This window comes from Blastococcus sp. SYSU DS1024 (assembly GCF_054050795.1).
This window is the reverse complement of record NZ_JBJHAA010000027.1, coordinates 22,570-38,890: the sequence shown is the minus strand read 5'-3', so window position 1 is coordinate 38,890 and position 16,321 is coordinate 22,570. Positions and strand designations below refer to the sequence as shown.

At 74.0% G+C, this 16,321-nt stretch carries 12 protein-coding genes; all 12 read right to left on the bottom strand.

Annotated elements, in window-relative coordinates; genetic code table 11:
• Positions 1-15 precede the first annotated feature (15 nt).
• Positions 16-1,752, bottom strand: a complete 1,737-nt coding sequence (locus ACI79S_RS18715; RefSeq protein ID WP_456594948.1) for an LpqB family beta-propeller domain-containing protein — start codon at positions 1,750-1,752, stop codon at positions 16-18.
• Positions 1,749-3,476, bottom strand: a complete 1,728-nt coding sequence (gene mtrB / locus ACI79S_RS18710) for an MtrAB system histidine kinase MtrB (protein WP_456594947.1) — start codon at positions 3,474-3,476, stop codon at positions 1,749-1,751. The genes ACI79S_RS18715 and mtrB overlap by 4 nt, the downstream gene beginning before the upstream one ends.
• Before the next feature lie 85 nt (positions 3,477-3,561).
• Entirely contained in the window at positions 3,562-4,278 is a 717-nt protein-coding gene (mtrA, locus tag ACI79S_RS18705) for an MtrAB system response regulator MtrA (RefSeq protein WP_269192963.1), read from the bottom strand.
• A 94-nt stretch (positions 4,279-4,372) separates the two neighbouring features.
• Positions 4,373-5,857, bottom strand: coding sequence for an adenosylhomocysteinase (gene ahcY, locus ACI79S_RS18700; protein ID WP_456594946.1), 1,485 nt, complete (start codon positions 5,855-5,857; stop codon positions 4,373-4,375).
• Positions 5,858-6,045: 188 nt separating this feature from the next.
• Positions 6,046-6,942 (bottom strand): GmrSD restriction endonuclease domain-containing protein, encoded by an 897-nt coding sequence (locus tag ACI79S_RS18695; RefSeq protein WP_456594945.1) that lies wholly within the window; start codon positions 6,940-6,942, stop codon positions 6,046-6,048.
• A gap of 105 nt (positions 6,943-7,047) precedes the next feature.
• Positions 7,048-8,961, bottom strand: a complete 1,914-nt coding sequence (locus ACI79S_RS18690) for a glycosyltransferase (protein WP_456594944.1) — start codon at positions 8,959-8,961, stop codon at positions 7,048-7,050.
• A gap of 167 nt (positions 8,962-9,128) precedes the next feature.
• Complete coding sequence (locus ACI79S_RS18685; protein WP_456594943.1) at positions 9,129-9,947, bottom strand: class I SAM-dependent methyltransferase; 819 nt, start codon at positions 9,945-9,947, stop codon at positions 9,129-9,131.
• Positions 9,948-10,008: 61 nt separating this feature from the next.
• Positions 10,009-12,243: a hypothetical protein gene (locus ACI79S_RS18680; protein ID WP_456594942.1), complete on the bottom strand. Its 2,235-nt coding sequence runs from the start codon at positions 12,241-12,243 to the stop codon at positions 10,009-10,011.
• A 47-nt stretch (positions 12,244-12,290) separates the two neighbouring features.
• Positions 12,291-12,740 carry a GtrA family protein gene (locus tag ACI79S_RS18675; RefSeq protein WP_456594941.1) on the bottom strand — a complete coding sequence of 150 codons (450 nt, stop codon included), beginning with the start codon at positions 12,738-12,740 and terminating at the stop codon, positions 12,291-12,293.
• Complete coding sequence (locus ACI79S_RS18670) at positions 12,737-13,807, bottom strand: glycosyltransferase family 2 protein (RefSeq protein WP_456594940.1); 1,071 nt, start codon at positions 13,805-13,807, stop codon at positions 12,737-12,739. Before ACI79S_RS18670 ends, ACI79S_RS18675 begins: the two co-directional genes overlap by 4 nt.
• A 142-nt stretch (positions 13,808-13,949) precedes the next feature.
• Positions 13,950-15,125 (bottom strand): mannose-6-phosphate isomerase, class I, encoded by a 1,176-nt coding sequence (manA, locus tag ACI79S_RS18665; protein ID WP_456594939.1) that lies wholly within the window; start codon positions 15,123-15,125, stop codon positions 13,950-13,952.
• A 187-nt stretch (positions 15,126-15,312) separates the two neighbouring features.
• A complete protein-coding gene (locus ACI79S_RS18660; RefSeq protein WP_456594938.1) occupies positions 15,313-16,257 on the bottom strand; it encodes a DUF808 domain-containing protein in 945 nt (314 codons plus the stop codon).
• Positions 16,258-16,321: the final 64 nt, after the last annotated feature.

The window sequence follows — 16,321 nt, the reverse complement described above, 5'->3', positions numbered from 1 at the left end:
GGACGACGCCCCGGCTCAGGACGGGTAGAACGGCGCCGTCCCCGGCAGCGGCTCCGCCCCGCGGACCAGGGTCACCCACCGGCCGCCGGACAGCTGCCAGATGGTCGCGCCGGCGCTCACCAGCGGCTGGCGCGAGGGGGCGGCCGCCAGCGCGGTGGGCTGGCTCGGCAGCCCGGAGGTCGGCACGAGGGCCAGCCCCCAGCCGTCCACGCCCACCGAGTACGGCACGATGCGGTCCTGGCCCTCGTCGCCGGCCAGCACCAGCAGCTCGCCGCTGTCCCGCCAGCCGACGTCGATGACGCCGGTCAGGGTGGGCGCCACGTTCCGCAGGTCGCGCAGCACCACCGCGCCGTCGTCGTCGGAGCGCACGACGGTGCCCACGTGGAGCCGGCGGCCCTGGGCCCCCTCCACCACCACGGCGGCCCGGACGCCGTCGGGCGAGAGCTGCAGCAGGTCGGCCCGCCCGAGGCCCGGGAGGGTCGGTGCGGCGACCGGCTGCGGCGGCCCCCCGGCGGGCACCCGGACCAGCTCCGCACCGTCGCGCACCACCCACGCCTCCGTGCGGGTCGCGGCGACCGTGGGCGCGCTGAGCGTGCGCCCGTCGAGCACCGGCGCCAGCTCGCCGCCGTACGGGCCGGCCAGCAGCGTGGCACCTGCCGCATCGGCGCGGACACCGGTCAGGAAGGACAGCCGGCCGGTGGTCGCGTCGGCCGCGACGGCGGCGCTCTCCAGCCCGTAGCGCCCCTCCCCGGCCGGTCCGGGAGCCGGGTCGCCCCGCGGGACCGTGCGGACCGCGCCGTCGCGGAGGAAGTGGCCGACCCCGTCGACCGGTGCGGCGTCCGGGTCGAAGGACGCCCAGTCCTCGACCGTCTGCTGCCGCGGCACCCCGTCGGGGGTGATCGGTTCCCCGTCGAGCAGGACGACCACGTTGACGATCCGCGGCCGGACCAGCTGCTGCAGGCTCCACACCAGCTGCGCGCAGATCTCGGTGAGCAGCGGCGCCGGCTCGGCCGGCAGGCCGGTGAGCTCCACGGTGGCCGTCTGCCCCTCGACGGTGACCGACCGCTCCAGGTCCACGCCGCTCAGCGGGTTGAGGACGCCGGCGGCCAGCGGCGCCGACGGGCCGGTGATCAGCCGCTCCACCAGCGCCGTGGGCTGGGACTCGCCGCGGATGAGGTAGCGCGGGTCGGGGACCACGCGCTGGAAGGTCGGGTCGAGGAAGTAGGCGGCGACCTCGTCGTACAGCCGCCGGAAGTCCGGCTCGAGCATGATCAGCCCGTCCGGCGGGTTGGTGATCCGCCACTCGCCGTCGACCTGCTCCAGGGTGAAGTCCCGGGTGAAGAGGCCGCGCTCGGCCACGGTGAACACCCCGCGGGGGTCGACCGTGCCGATCAGGTTGGCCGTCACGGTGACCGCGCCGTCGTCGGTCGTCACGGCCGCGTAGTCGCTGCCGATGACGCTGATCCCGCTCTCGTCGGGGTCCCACGCCTGCTCCGCTGCGGGCGTGAGGTACTGGCGGGCGACGGGGTACCGGCGGACCGTGCTGGCCGCCGCGTCGATGAACTGGCGGACGATCTCCTCGGTGCTGGCGCCGGGGGCCGGCGCGATCGGCTCGATGCCGACCGCCTCCGGCACCCGGGCCGGCGCCTGGGTGATCAGCACCGTCGGCGAGTCGGTGGGCACCGTGGAGCACGAGACCAGCGTCAGCAGCGCCGTCAGCAGCGCCACGGCGACCGACGCGCGCCGCGTCACCGCCGCACCCCCGGGCGCTGGAGCTTCACCGGTCGCAGCGGCAGCGGCGAGCTGGTCAGGTCGCCGCCGGCCACCATCGGCAGAGTGAGCCGGAACTGGGCACCGGCGCCGGGCTGCCCCCACACCTGCAGCCAGCCACCGTGCAGGCGGGCGTCCTCCAGGCTGATCGACAGGCCCAGCCCGCTGCCGCCGACCGTGCGCACCCGCGAGGGGTCGGCGCGCCAGAACCGGTCGAACACGTGCTGGGCCTCGCCGGGGCTCAGCCCGACCCCGTGGTCGCGCACGGTCACCGCGGCCGCCGACCGGTTGGCCGCCAGCGTGATCTCCACCGGGCGCCCGGCGCCGTGCTCGATGGCGTTGCCGACGAGGTTGCGCAGGATGCGCTCGACCCGGCGGACGTCCACCTCGGCCAGGACCGCCTCGGCCGGCCGGGTGACCCGCAGCTCGCAGCCGTGCCGCTCGGCGAGCGCGCTCATCCCGTCGGCGACGCGGCCGACCAGCGCACCCATGTCGGCCGGGGCCGAGTCGAGGACGGCCGCGCCGGCGTCGTAGCGGCTGATCTCCAGCAGGTCGGTGAGCAGCGCCTCGAACCGGTCGAGCTCGGCGCGCAGCAGCTCGGCCGAGCGGGCGACGTGCGCCGGGAAGTCCTCCCGGGCCTCGTGCAGCACCTCCGCCGCCATCTGAACCGTGGTCAGCGGGGTGCGCAGCTCGTGGGACACGTCGGAGGTGAACCGCTGCTGCAGCTGGGACAGCCCCTCCAGCTGCGTGATCTGCCGCTGCAGGCTGTCGGCCATCGCGTTGAAGCTGGTCGCCAGCCGGGCCAGGTCGTCCTCGCCCCGCACCTCCATCCGCTCCTCGAGCTGCCCTTCGGCCAGTCGCTGGGCGGTGCCGGCGGCCTGCCGCACCGGGTCGACCACCAGCCGGGTGACCAGGACGCCGATGCCGACCACGAGCAGCGTGAGCGCCACCCCGCTGATGACCACCGTGCTCCGGATCAGCGCGAGGCTCTCCTGCTCCTGCTGCAGCGGGAACACGTAGTACAGCTCGATCCGGTCGGGCCCCTGGGCGTCGCCGCTGACCGGCGCCCCCACCAGCAGGCTGGGCTGGGGGTCGCCGGACTCGCCGGGCACCGGGTGGTACTTCGACGCCTGGTTGCCGGCGTCGACCGCCGACCGCAGCTCGGGGGGCAGTGCGGCGTACAGCGGCCGGCGGTTCGTGGCCGGGACCTCGGTCCCGCCGCTCGGCCGGTAGACCATGACGACGTCGAAGTCGCCGGCCGCGCCCCCGCGGTCCAGCAGCCGGTTCACCGTGCGCTCGAGGGTGGCCCGGACGCTGGCGGCGTCCCCGGTGGCGATGCCGGCCACCTCGCTCTGGGCGTACACGACGCCGGCCTGCACCTGGTCGATCGCGGCCTGCCGCTTCACGTCGAGCAGCTGGTCGCGGATCTGGCTGAACAGCACCATGCTCACGATCAGCACGACGCTGCCGGCCAGGAGCATGGTGATCGCGCCGATCCGCACCTGCAGGGACGAGCGCCAGGTGCGCGCACCCCGGGCGGCCAGTGCCCGGACGGTGCTCCGCGTGCGGCGGCGCGCCCGCCCGGCGCGGCGGCGCAGCCCGCGACCTACCCGGAGGAGCTCCTCGCGTGCCCCCGGGCGGCGCCCGGGATCCGGCGAGGACTGCCCGGACCCGGCGCCCGTCTGGGGGGTCCGGGTGGCGGTCACCGCCCCAGTGTCCCTCAGCCGGCTGTCGATCCCGGGACTCCGCGCCCAGCAGGCACCGCTCCGCTCACGCCGCCACCGGAACCGCTCACGGGGGGCCGGCCTTGTAACCCACACCACGCACGGTCAGCACGACCTCGGGCTTCTCCGGATCGCGCTCGACCTTCGCCCGAAGCCGCTGCACGTGCACGTTGACCAGCCGGGTGTCCGCCGCGTGCCGGTAGCCCCACACCTGCTCCAGCAGGAGCTCGCGGGTGAACACCTGCCGCGGCTTGCGGGCCAGCGCCACCAGCAGGTCGAATTCCAGCGGGGTGAGCGCGATCGGGACGCCGTCCCGGGTCACCTGGTGCGCGGGGACGTCGATCTGCACGTCACCGATGCTCAGGTTCTCCGCCTGCCCGGTCTCCCCCCGCCGCAGTTGCGCGCGGACGCGGGCCACCAGCTCGACGGGCTTGAACGGCTTGGTGACGTAGTCGTCGGCGCCGGCCTCCAGCCCCTGGACGACGTCGATCGTGTCGCCCTTGGCGGTGAGCATGACGATGGGCACCGTCGACTGGGTCCGGATGTCCTGGCAGATCTGCAGCCCGTTGCGGCCGGGCAGCATCAGGTCCAGCAGCACCAGGTCCGGCCTGGTCTGCTGGAAGACGCCGACCGCCCGGTTGCCGTCGGAGACGAAGGCCGGCTCGTACCCCTCGCGCCGCAGCACGATGCCGAGCATCTCGGCGAGGGCGGCGTCGTCGTCGACGACCAGGACACGGCCGCGGCTGGGTCCGTTCTGCGGAGCAGTGGGGGGCACGCCGACCATTCTGCGCGACGCGGGCCCCAAAATGCTCTGCCCCGCCCGGGGAGATCCCCCGGGCGGGGCGGAACGTGCAGGTGAGCCTGCCGCTACGACGTGCTCAGTAGCGGTAGTGGTCGCTCTTGTACGGGCCCTCGACCGGGACGCCGATGTAGTCGGCCTGCACCTTGGTGAGCTGGGTGAGCTTCACGCCGAGCGCGTCGAGGTGCAGCCGGGCCACGTGCTCGTCGAGCTTCTTGGGCAGCACCGTGACGCCGGGGGTCTGCCCCTCGTAGGCGGCCCGGTTGTTCCACAGCTCGATCTGGGCGAGCACCTGGTTGGAGAACGAGGCGCTCATGACGAAGCTGGGGTGCCCGGTCGCGTTGCCCAGGTTCAGCAGGCGGCCCTCGGAGAGCACGATGATCGTGTGGCCGTCGGCGAACCGCCACTCGTCCACCTGCGGCTTGATGGTGGTCCGCTCGATTCCCGGCGTGCGCGCCAGCCCGGCCATGTCGATCTCGTTGTCGAAGTGCCCGATGTTGCCGATGATCGCCTGGTGCTTGGTCCGGCTCAGCTGGTCGGCCGAGATGATGTCCTTGTTGCCGGTGGCCGTGATGATGATGTCGGCCTTGCCGATGACCTCGTCGAGCGTGGTCACCTCGTAGCCGTGCATCGCCGCCTGGAGGGCGTTGATCGGGTCGATCTCGGTGACGATGACCCGCGCGCCCTGCCCGCGCAGCGACTCGGCGCAGCCCTTGCCGACGTCGCCGTAGCCGCAGACGACGGCGACCTTGCCGCCGATCATCACGTCGGTGGCACGGTTGATGCCGTCGATCAGCGAGTGCCGGCAGCCGTAGAGGTTGTCGAACTTGCTCTTGGTGACCGAGTCGTTGACGTTGATCGCCGGGAAGAGCAGCCGGCCCTCGCGGGCGAGCTCGTACAGGCGCATGACGCCGGTGGTCGTCTCCTCGGTGACGCCGGTGATGCCCTGGCCGATGCGGGTCCAGTACTGGCCGTCCTCGGCGAGCGTGCCGCGCAGCACGTCGAGGATGACGCCGTACTCCTCGGAGTCGGCCTCGGTGGTGTCGGGGACGACGCCGTCGGCCTCGAAGCGGGTGCCCAGGTGGATCAGCAGGGTGGCGTCACCGCCGTCGTCGAGCAGCATGTTGGGGCCGACGACGGCGCCCGACTCGTCGCGGAACTCGAACAGCCGCTGCGTGCACCACCAGTACTCCTCGAGCGTCTCGCCCTTCCAGGCGAAGACGGGGACGCCGGCGGGCTGCTCGGGGGTGCCGTCGCCGACGACGATCGCGGCCGCGGCGTGGTCCTGCGTGGAGAAGATGTTGCAGCTCACCCAGCGGACGTCGGCGCCCAGCGCGGTCAGCGTCTCGATGAGGACGGCGGTCTGCACGGTCATGTGCAGCGACCCGGCGATGCGGGCACCGGCCAGCGGCTGCTCGTCGCCGTACTCGGCGCGCAGCGCCATGAGGCCGGGCATCTCGTGCTCGGCGAGCTGGATCTCCTTGCGGCCGAAGCCGTGCAGGGAGAGGTCGGCGACCTTGAAGTCGCCGTCGGTCAGCGTGCGGGTGCCAGTGCTGGCGGTCATGTCGCTCCATGGTCCGCACCCGCCGTGGGGGCGGCGGGTGCTCGTGGTCTCCGGCTGAGCGAGCATGCCGAGGCTTCGGCGGGGCTCGTACCGCTGTCCAGGATAGGTGAAGGACCCCGCCCTCCTCGCCCCTCGCCCGCTCGGGACGGGCCTCTGGACGGGGCCTGGGCGGCGGCCGGGCCGCCGGGTCAGGACTCGCAGCCGACGCCGTCCCCGTCGCCGTCGAACCGCGCCGAGAAGCCCGGCTCGCCGCGGTGGATGGGCGCCGCACCCGCCGCGCGGACGGCGGCGCAGTCCGCGTAGCGCGGGGCCGGCCCGGTCGCCGCGTCCGGCGGCGGCCCGGCGGCGGTGGTGGCCGCCGCACCGGCCGGCAGGGGCTCCTCGGGGCACCGCGCGAGCACGCCGGCCATGGCGTCCCGCTCGGCCGGGGTGACCCAGAGCCCGTAGCCGGCCTTGACGGCGACCTGCCGCGCCACGTAGGCGCACCGGTAGCCGCGGTCCGGCGGCAGCCAGGTGGCGGCGTCGCCGTCGCCCTTCTGCATGTTGAGCGGGCCGTCGACGGCGAGCAGGTTGAGCGGGTCGTTGGCGAACCGGACCCGGCGATCCTCGTCCCAGCCCTGGGCGCCCTTCTGCCAGGCGTCCGACAGGGCGACCACGTGGTCGACCTGCACGTCATCGCTCGTGTCCTGGCCGCGCCGGAAGGAGATCGTCTCCCCGGAGTAGGGGTCGGCCAGCGTGCCGGTGGCCACGACGCAGTCGCGGGTGCCGGGCTGGAACGTCTCGCCGGTGAGATCGCGGGCCAGGACGTCGTTGCGCGTGTCGCAGCCGTTGCGGTCGGTGTCCACCCACCCGGAGCCGAACCGGTCGCGCTCGTAGCCGGTGCGCGGGGCGCGGCCCTTGACGTCGAGCTCGTCCAGCGCGGCGAGCGCGGAGCCGGTGACGGCCGCGGGCGCTGCCGTCGTGGCCTCCGCGCGGTCGGCGCCCTCGGTGACGTGGACCGCCTCGCAACCGGCCAGCGCCGTCGCCACGCCGACCGCCAGTACGGCGGCGAGCCGACGGGACCGGGGACCGGATCGGACGTGCACGCAACTCCCCCACCAGCCGGACGGCGAACGGCCCGACGCTAGGCCGGTCCGCCGCGGGCCCGGCGGCGCAACGCCGAGCCCGGTGGGGTCAGGGCGTGCTGGAGGTCAGCGGCCGGCCTCCTCGAACAGCCGCGCCCAGGTCTGCCGGTCGGAGAGCTCGGGCAGCGCGGCGCGCCAGCGGTCCCGGGCACCGCTCCCCTCCCGCACGAGGCGGACCAGCACCGACGCGCCCTGCCTCGCCAGCCGCAGCATCAGCTCGCGGTCGAACCGCCGGAGCCGCACCCCTTCCTGGGACGGGTCGGTCACCACCGCGGTGTCGAAGAGGGACACGTGCCACCAGTGGGCGTCGGCAGCGTTGATCGCCGCCGTGCCCTGGTTGCGCTTGCGCAACTGCCAGAGGATCCGCTTGACCAGGACCATGCCGAGCATCGACGGCGCTCCGGCCGGCGCGGTCCGCCGCATGTCGACCGCGGCCACGCCCGGTACCGACGAGGCCGGGTGGTTCTTCGTCTCCGGGTGCCCGGCCCAGAGCTTGCGGACCTGCCCCGCCGTCTCCGTCCCGCCGTCGGCCAGCACCTCCGGTCCCCGGAGGAAGTCCTCCACCGCGCGGATCAGCAGCGCGGCCAGGCCGTAGCGCATCGAGACCAGGGCGTCCACGAGCTGCTTGGCGAGGTACTCGGCGATGCTCCGCCGGTCGAAGTCGCTGTGCAGGGCGCTGGTGATCAGGGAGTTGCGGTAGCTGAAGTAGCGCGACCAGTCGTCCCAGTTCTTCCACGAGAAGTCGGCGTGCCAGACACCTGCACCGGGCAGGGTCACCGTCGGGAAGCCGGCCGTGCGGGCTCGCAGCCCGAACTCGATGTCGTCCCACTGGAAGAAGAGCGGCAACGGGTAACCGACCGCCGAGACGACCTCCGACGGGATCAGGCAGGTCCACCAGGCGTTGTAGTCACCGTCGATCCGCAGGTCCTGCTGCCGCTCGGTGACGTCGGCGTTGGTGAGCGCGTCGGGTACCGGCTTGCCCGCCCGCAGGACGGACAGGTCCGCCGACTCCGCCCCGACGTGCAGCCGGTCGGGGTGCAGCAGGTTGAGCATCTGGCCGCCCACGAGCACCGGCTCGTCCGCCCGGTCGGCGAAGGCCCGGAGCCGCACGACCGTGTCGGGCTCGAGCCGGATGTCGTCGTCCATGAGGAGCAGGTTCACCCGCTCGACGGTCTCGTTCCGCACCGCCTCGTAGATGCCGCGGGTGAACCCGCCGGCCCCGCCGAGGTTGGGCTGCCGCACGTAGCGGAGGGCCGGCCCGAGCGCCTCGCGGACGTCGGCGAACCCCGGGCGGCTCTCCACGGTGTCCGTGCCCTGGTCGACGACGTAGACCGCCGCGAGCTCGCCGGCCACGGCACGGTCGGCCGCCAGGGTGCGGAGCGTGGCCAGGCAGTCGTCGGCCCGGTTGTAGGTGCAGATGACCACCGCGGTCGCCCGCCGAGGGCGGATGCTGGCGACCGACCACTGCACGTCGTCGACGACGAGCCCGTCGGCGCCGGCCTCCAGCTCCAGCCAGAACGCACCGCCGTCGACGAACCGGTCGAGGGCCAGCGTGAGGGTCAGCGGCTGCTCGTGGGCCTCCCGGACCTGCTCGGTGGCCACCGTCCGGGGGTTGCCCTCGCTGTCGGACGCCATGACCCGGACGAGGCCGGCTCCGCTGACGGTCGCGTGCAGGTCGACCGAGCGCGCGGACGTCCACCGCTGCCAGTACGACGCGGCGAACCTGCCGAAGTAGGAGTTCGTGGACACCGCGGCGTGGCCGTCGAGGGTCAGCCGCGTGCGCTCGCGCACCGCGACCCCGGTGACCGTCGTGCAGTACAGGTCGGCCGGGACGTCCGGGTTGGGTCCCGCGAACAGGGTGCGCTGCGCGAGCAGACGCCCGTGGCGGGGAGCCGGTTCCGGCGTGGCGGCCGGAGCCGGGGCCTTCTGCGGCTGGACAGCCATCACCAAGGTGTCTTCTCCGTTCGGACGCCGGCGCATGGAGTGGAACGTATCCGGCCCTCCCGGACGACAGCCTGCCGACGTACCCGTCCGTGCGACGCCCTTGCTGCAGTCGCGACGCTGCGTGAACGACCCAGTGCGCACTGCTCCGACCATCGGCTGCCCGCCAGCAGTGCGGACGTCGCCGTGGGGACGCCGCGCCGGGCTCACCCGGCCGGCGGCCGCCCCGGCTCGGTGAGGCGCACGACGACCTGCTCGTCGTTGGACGTGTAGGCCACGTACTCCGCCCGCGCGCCGGTGCGGGCCAACCACTCCTGCCAGGCCCGGAACTCGTGCGCCTCCCAGCCGGGGAAGTTGAAGAACTCGTCGAACACCAGCACCGATCCGGCAGCCAGCCGGGGGCCGACCAGCTCCAGGACCGTCACCGCGGAGGAGTACAGGTCACCGTCGACGTGCACGAAGTCCACCGGCCCCGGGTGGGTGGCCAGGAATCCCGGCAGGGTCTCGTCGAACCAGCCGACGACCAGTTCGGCGCCTTCCACGTCGGGCAGCGAACCCACCGCGAACGCGCCCGCGCGGACGTGCGGCCGGTAGTCCTCGGGCAGCCCCTCGAAGGAGTCGAAGCCGTACACCCCCTGCCGTCCGCGCCCGGCCGCGATGACCTCCAGCGACCGCCCCTCGAAGACCCCGAACTCGAGAGCCAGCCCGCCGCGCGGGGCGATCGCGAGGCCGTGCTCGAGCGTGCTCGTCCGGTCGTGGAAGGCCCGCGCCGTCGGCATCTCGCGGGCCGCGAAGCGCGCCGAGCCGACGGCGGCGTCCCGTTCCCCGGCCGCCAGCAGATCACGGCGCTGGCGGAACTCCACCTCGTGCAGGGCGCGGATGACCCGGTCCGCCTCGGCGGCGACGAGCTCCCGCACCAGCGGCGCCAGGAGGCGCCGGGCCGGCACGGCCAGCGCCCGCGCCGCCCCTGACCGGAGCGCCCGGAGGGCCCCGCCCCGCTCCGCGTGCCCTCGGTCTCGCGACATGCGCGCGCACCCCCTCCGCCGGCGCCGCGTGGGGCGCCGGGCCAGGAGACGACCGTAACGGTCAACGACCGCGACGGCCCCTCCGAGCGCGTCGCCGCTGCCACCCCCACAGCCCGCCCTGCACGAGCACGACCAGCGCCGCACCGGCGGCGGCCAGCGCGCCGGCTCGCAGGCCCGGCGGGGTGTAGTCGAGAACCAGCGTGTGCTCACCGGCCGGCACCGCCACCGCCAGCAGCCCGGCCGGCCCGTCGATCACCGGGATCTCCTCCCCGTCCACCGTGGCCGAGTACCCGGGCCACGCCAGCCGGGCGAAGAGCACCCGGCCGGCCTCGTCGGCGCGGTACCGGACGACCTCCCGCTCCTCCTCGGCGGAGCCGCCCACGACCTCGACGCCGGGCGAGGTCCAGGACACCCGGGAGCCGTCGGCGTAGGGCTGCTCGCGGACCCAGACGGCCCGCACCGGGGTCCGCTCGGCCACCCGCCAGCCGGGCGGCGGTTCCTGCTCGTCGACCACGTCGTCGCCGAGCAGGTCCCGCTGCAGGACCAGCGTCGACACGCGGAGGGCGTCGACGAGCGGCACCGGGTACCCCGGCCCGGCGGGCTGCCACAGCCGCTGGAATGCCTCCGGGCAGGTGGCCCCGCGGTAGTCGATGCACAGCTCCTCGGCGAACTCCTGGAAGCCGATCCCGCTGTAGCTGGCGACCGTCGGGGTGCCGGTCGGTCGCAGCAGGTTGCCGAAGGTGATCTCGCCGTCGCGCATCTGCTCCGTCGTGATCGTGTCGTTCCTGGCCAGCTGCAGGACCGTGCCCTCGTAGGAGGTGGTCCCCTCCGCCAGCGCGGAGAGGTCCGAGGCCGGCCGGAGGCCGAACCCGCCCGGCCGGAACGGCAGCACCGTGGTCTGGAAGGCGACGACGGCGACGGTGCCGGCGACGAGGACGGCGCCGAGGCCCGGCAGACCCCACCGCCGGTGGGCCAGCACGGCGAGCGCGGTGCCGGCGGCGACCAGCAGGAGCGCGACGGCGTGCTCCTGGAGGAGACCGGCCGGACGGACCGCCCACGCCAGGTAGGTGCCGCTGAGCACGATCGCACCGCTCACCAGGGCCCGCCGGCGGGGCGCGTCGGTCGCCAGCCCGGCGGAGAGGACGACGGCGAACAGGACGGCGACCGCCAGGTACAGGTACTCCACCAGCCGGACCGGCCAGCGGAACAGCCACAGGTTCGAGGGCGCCAGCGTGGCGAGCAGGTAGAAGCCGGCGATGCCCAGGAGCCCGGCCAACGACCGCGCCCGCCGCCGCAGCCTCGACCAGCGCAGCCACGGCAGCAGCGGGAGCACGAACCAGGCGAGGTAGGTCGACGGCTGCGTCTCCAGCAGCGCGCCGCCCCAGTTGGTGATGGAGGGCAGGTAGGTCGGCGAGCTGGCCGCCGCGAGGTCGCCCAGGTCCGGCACCAGGAAGGTGTCGTTGGCCAGCACGGCGAGGTCCTGGCGCAGCGACACGTCCCCGGCGCCGAGCAGCGGCAGGTACACCGGCAGGGCCACCAGGCCGGCGCAGACCCCCATCACCACCAGGTGCAGCAGCCGGGTGAACCGGCGCCGCACGAGCAGCTCGGCACCGAGCGCCACCAGGACGACGACCATGCCGAGCGCGCCGTAGGGGTTGCCGGTCGTCATGACCAGGGCGCCGGCGAGGAAGGGGACGACCGGGTTGAGTCGGCCCCGCGCGTGCCGGCGGGCCGCCCACCAGAACCAGGTCACCCAGGTGAACGCCATCAGGCCGGCGGGCCACCCGGCGGCCTCGTACCAGAGGGTGAAACCGGAGAACGGGAGGGCGAGCGCGACGACCGCGGCCGGCCACCGGCGGGCGCCGTGCTCGCGGGCCAGCAGGAAGGTGCCCATGGCGAGGAGGCCCAGGAACTCCACCATGACCACGGCGGCAGCCAGCGCGAGGTCGTCGAAGTACGAGACCAGCACGAAGTTGGCGAGGTTGACCGGGTTCCAGATGCCGTTGAGCCCCTCGGCGGCGTAGTTCCCGCCCATCCAGCTCGCCGGGTCCATGGTCACCCAGTCGCCGGCCCGCAGTCGCTGACCGAAGACGTGCCACAGCGGGGCGAACTGCTCGTACTGGTCGCCGACGTAGTAGAAGAGCCGCTCGCGCCAGAACGGGATGGCGCCGATCACCCAGGCGGCCACGCCCACGCCGAGGGTGGCCACCCACTCGGGCAGCCGCCGCCCCGGCCGTGCCGGCGGCGCCTCGGCGGCGGTGGCGGCGGCCGACGTCCGGTCCCCCGGAGCCCGCACCGGTGAGGTCGTGGCGCGGGAGACCGCACCGACCGCGACCGGCCGCCTCACCTCGGCAGGCCCCGCGGCGCGGGGAGCTCCGCGCCGGGGTCCACCGGCGGGCCCGTGGCGGCGGCCGGACGCCCGGCCAGCAGCCGCCGGGAGAGCAGGAACGTCACCGGGATCGCCGCCACGGCGGCGACCAGCGGCGCGAGCCGCTCGTCGACGCCGAGCCACTCCACGAGGACGACGACACCGGCCGTGGTCATCACGTAGTTCGTCGCGTTGGTGAGCGGGAACAGCGCCAGCTTCCGCCAGGTCGGGCGGGTGCGGAACGTCCAGTAGCAGTTGAGCAGGAACGAACCCACCATCGCGACGAGGATCCCGCCGAGGTGCGCCACCAGGTAGTGGACCACCAGGCTGAGCAACAGGTAGGTGCCGTAGTAGACGCCGGTGTTCACCACGCCGACGACGAAGAAGCGCAGGGCGTGGTGCAGCGTGGTGCGGTCGACCCTCACCTGGAGGGCCGGCGGTCCGGGGCCTCCGCCGGGACCGGGGGCCGGACGTAGCGCCCGTCCACGTCGGCCTGGTCGTCGGGCGCGATCCAGTTGCCGACGAGCACGGTGTTCCGCCGGGCCGGTGCCCGCCGCGCCGCCGGCGGCAGCTCGTCGCTCGCCGCGGCCACCAGGAAGTGCGGCCGGTGCTTGCTCTCGTAGTAGATCCGGCCGACGTACTCGCCGATCACACCGAGGAACAGCAGCTGCAGCCCGCCGAGCCCGATGACCGCGGCCACGAGGGTCACGTAGCCGGGGACCACGATGCCTCCCACGACCGCCGCGACCACGAGGTACGCGGCATAGCCGAAGGCCAGCGTGGTGACCACCAGCCCCACGTAGATGGCCAGCCGCAGCGGTGCGTTGTTGAACGACATGACGCCGTCAAGGCCGTAGTTGAGCAGCCGGCGCAGGGTCCAGCGGCTGGCGTCCCCCCCGAAGCGGGCCTCGTTGCGGTAGTCGATGGTGACGGTCGGGAAACCGATCCAGGCGAACAGCCCCTTGGAGAACCGGTTGTACTCCCCCAGTTGCAGGAGCGCGTCGACCGCGCGCCGGCTCAGCAGGCGGAAGTCACCCACCCCGTCCTCGATGCGGACCTCGACGAGCGCGTTGACCAGCCGGTAGTACAGCCGGGCGAGCATGCTGCGGCCGAACGCGTCGCCGTCCCGGGTGCGCCGGGCGACCACCTGGTCGTTCCCCTGCTGGAGCAGCTCGAGCATCTGCCGGATGAGCCGTGGCGGGTGCTGGAGGTCGGCGTCCATGATCACGACGGCGTCGCCCCGCGCGTAGGCGAGGCCGGCCAGCATCGCCGACTCCTTGCCGAAGTTGCGGCTGAGCGAGACGTACCGGACACGGGGGTCACGCGCGTGCAGTTCCTGCATCACCGCGGTCGTCCGGTCGCGGCTGCCGTCGTCGACCAGGACGAACTCGAGATCGGCCGGGACATCCGCCATCACGGCCGTGACCTGGGCGACGAGCTCGGGCAGGACCCGCTCCTCGTTGTGGCACGGGACCACCACGGACAACAGCATGCAGGCGCCTCCTCCGGTCCGTCCGCCGCCCCGGGCGGTCCGACACGGGGTGGCACGTCGTCGTGCACGCCCTGCCATCCTGACGGACGACTCGCCCGGCCGCAGCATCCCCGGCTCCAGCCGGCGCCGGGAGGGCGCGGCTTCAGCCCAGGTTAGTCGTCGCCCGGTAGAGGACGGCGGGGCCGCGGGCGGTGACCGGCGCACCGGCGGGGAGGAACGCCGCACGCCCCTTCTCCAGCGTCAGCTCGCCGTCGACCGAGGTGAGCACGGCGGTGCCCTCCGTGCACAGCAGCAGCTGCGGTCCGCGGGTGGTGAGCGTGCCCGCCTGCTCGTCGAGGTGCACGCGGGTGAGGTCGAAGTCCTGCACCGGCACCGGGTAGCGCAGCCCGCCGGGCCCGAGCACCGGGTGCATCACCGGCACCTTGCCGTCGGTGAAGTCGAGGACCTCGATCAGCGCGGCCAGGTCGACGTGCTTGGCCGTCAGCCCGCCGCGGAGCACGTTGTCCGAGCTGGCCATCACCTCGACGCCGGCCCCGGAGAGGTAGGCGTGCAGGTTCCCCGCGGGCAGGAAGACCGCCTCGCCCGGTGCGAGCTTGAGGTGGTTGCACATCAGCGAGATGACCACGCCCGGGTCGCCGGGGTAGGACTCGGCGAGGGTGGCCGCCCAGCGGTAGGTGTTGATGAACTCGGGGTCGTGCGCGGCGACGAAGGTGGCCGCCCTGGCCGCGACCGCCTCCACCAGCTGCGTGCGCCGCCTGCCCGACAGCGCGAGGAGCTGCGGGATGGCCGCCCGCAGGCCACCGCGCGCCAGGGCGGCGATCGTCGGCTTGAGCTCGGGCACCTGCAGCTTGGCCAGGCAGTGCAGCGACTCCTCCACCGGCCGGAAGCCGCACAGCGCCTCGAACGTGGTGAGCGCCAGCAGCAGCTCGGGCTTGTGGAAGGGGTCCTTGAACGTGCGGGTCGGGTCGTCGTGCGGGATGCCGGCGGCCTCCTCGGCCGCGTAGCCGACCTCCGCCTGCGCCGTCGTCGGGTGCGCCTGCAGCGACAGCGGCGCGTCGGCGGCCAGCACCTTCAGCAGGAACGGCAGCCGCGCCCCGAACTGCTCCACCACCGCGGGGCCGAGCAACCGGTCGGGGTCCTCGGCGATCGCCTTGTCGAGCGGGCGCCCGTCGGAGAGGGTGCTGGGCTCGTCGGGGTGCGCGCCCACCCACAGCTCCGCGTGCGGGCGGTCCGCGGGCACGGGCTCACCCAGGAGCTCGGGGATCACGGTCCGGCTGCCCCAGGGGTAGTACCGGACACCGTTGCTCAGCTGCCACATCGTCTGGGCAGATTACGGCCCCACCAGGTCCCCCGGAACGGACCTCACCCCCGCGGGGCGGGTGGCCGCCTCGCCACACGGCGGGACGGAGCCCCGGAGCACCCAGGTCGGGGAACCTCCCGGGCGGTGGCCTCCTCACCCGTCCCGGTGGGCCGGCCACGGGTGCGGCGCCGTCGGCCGCCGGGTCTCAGTGCGCCTCGGCCCCGGCCTTGCGCCGGTGCACCGTGAGGTTCATGACCAGGACGACCACGGCCCCCACGACCAGCCCGAGCAGCGCGCTGCCCAGCGTGTTGACCAGCCAGCCCACGACCCCGCCGAGCGCGCCGGCGGCGTCGTGCGCCGCCTCCTCCAGGTGGTGCACGAACTCGTAGAGCGGGTGGAAGCCCAGCTCGTCGGTGCCCACCAGGATGATGTGCCCACCGACCCACAGCATGGCGGCGGTGCCGACGACGGTGAGCGCGGACAGCAGCTTCGGCATGCCCTTCACCAGCCCGCGGCCGAACGCGGCCACCCCCGTCGAGGACCGCTGCGACAGGCTCAGCCCGACGTCGTCCATCTTCACGATGACGCCGACGACGCCGTACACCAGCACGGTGATGCCGAGCGCGACGACCAGGAGGATGGCCGCCCGGGACAGGAAGCCCTCGTTCGCCACCTCGTTGAGGCTGATGACCATGATCTCGGCCGACAGGATGAAGTCGGTGCGCACGGCCCCGGAGACGAGCGTGCTCTCGTCCGGGAGCGCGTCCTCCACCGTGGCGTGCGCCTCGGCGTGGCCGCTCACCCGGTGCCAGATCTTCTCCGCCCCCTCGTAGCAGAGGTAGGCGCCACCGACCATCAGGATGGGGGTGAGCAGGAACGGCAGGAACTGGCTGAGCAGCAGGATCGCCGGCAGGATGATCAGGATCTTGTTCCGGAGCGATCCGACGGCGATCTTCCGGATGATCGGCAGCTCGCGGTCGGCGTTCAGCCCGTGCACGTACTGCGGCGTGACGGCGGTGTCGTCGACGACGACGCCGGCGGCCTTGATGCTGGCCCGCCCGGCGGCCGCCCCGATGTCGTCGATGGAGGCGGCGGCCGCGCGCGCCAGCACCGCCACGTCGTCGAGCAGGGCTACGAGTCCACCCGCCAAGGGAGTTCCTTCCGGTCGGTCAGCACCGGCGTGCTGTCGCAATGATGGTGACCCCTCCGCGGGC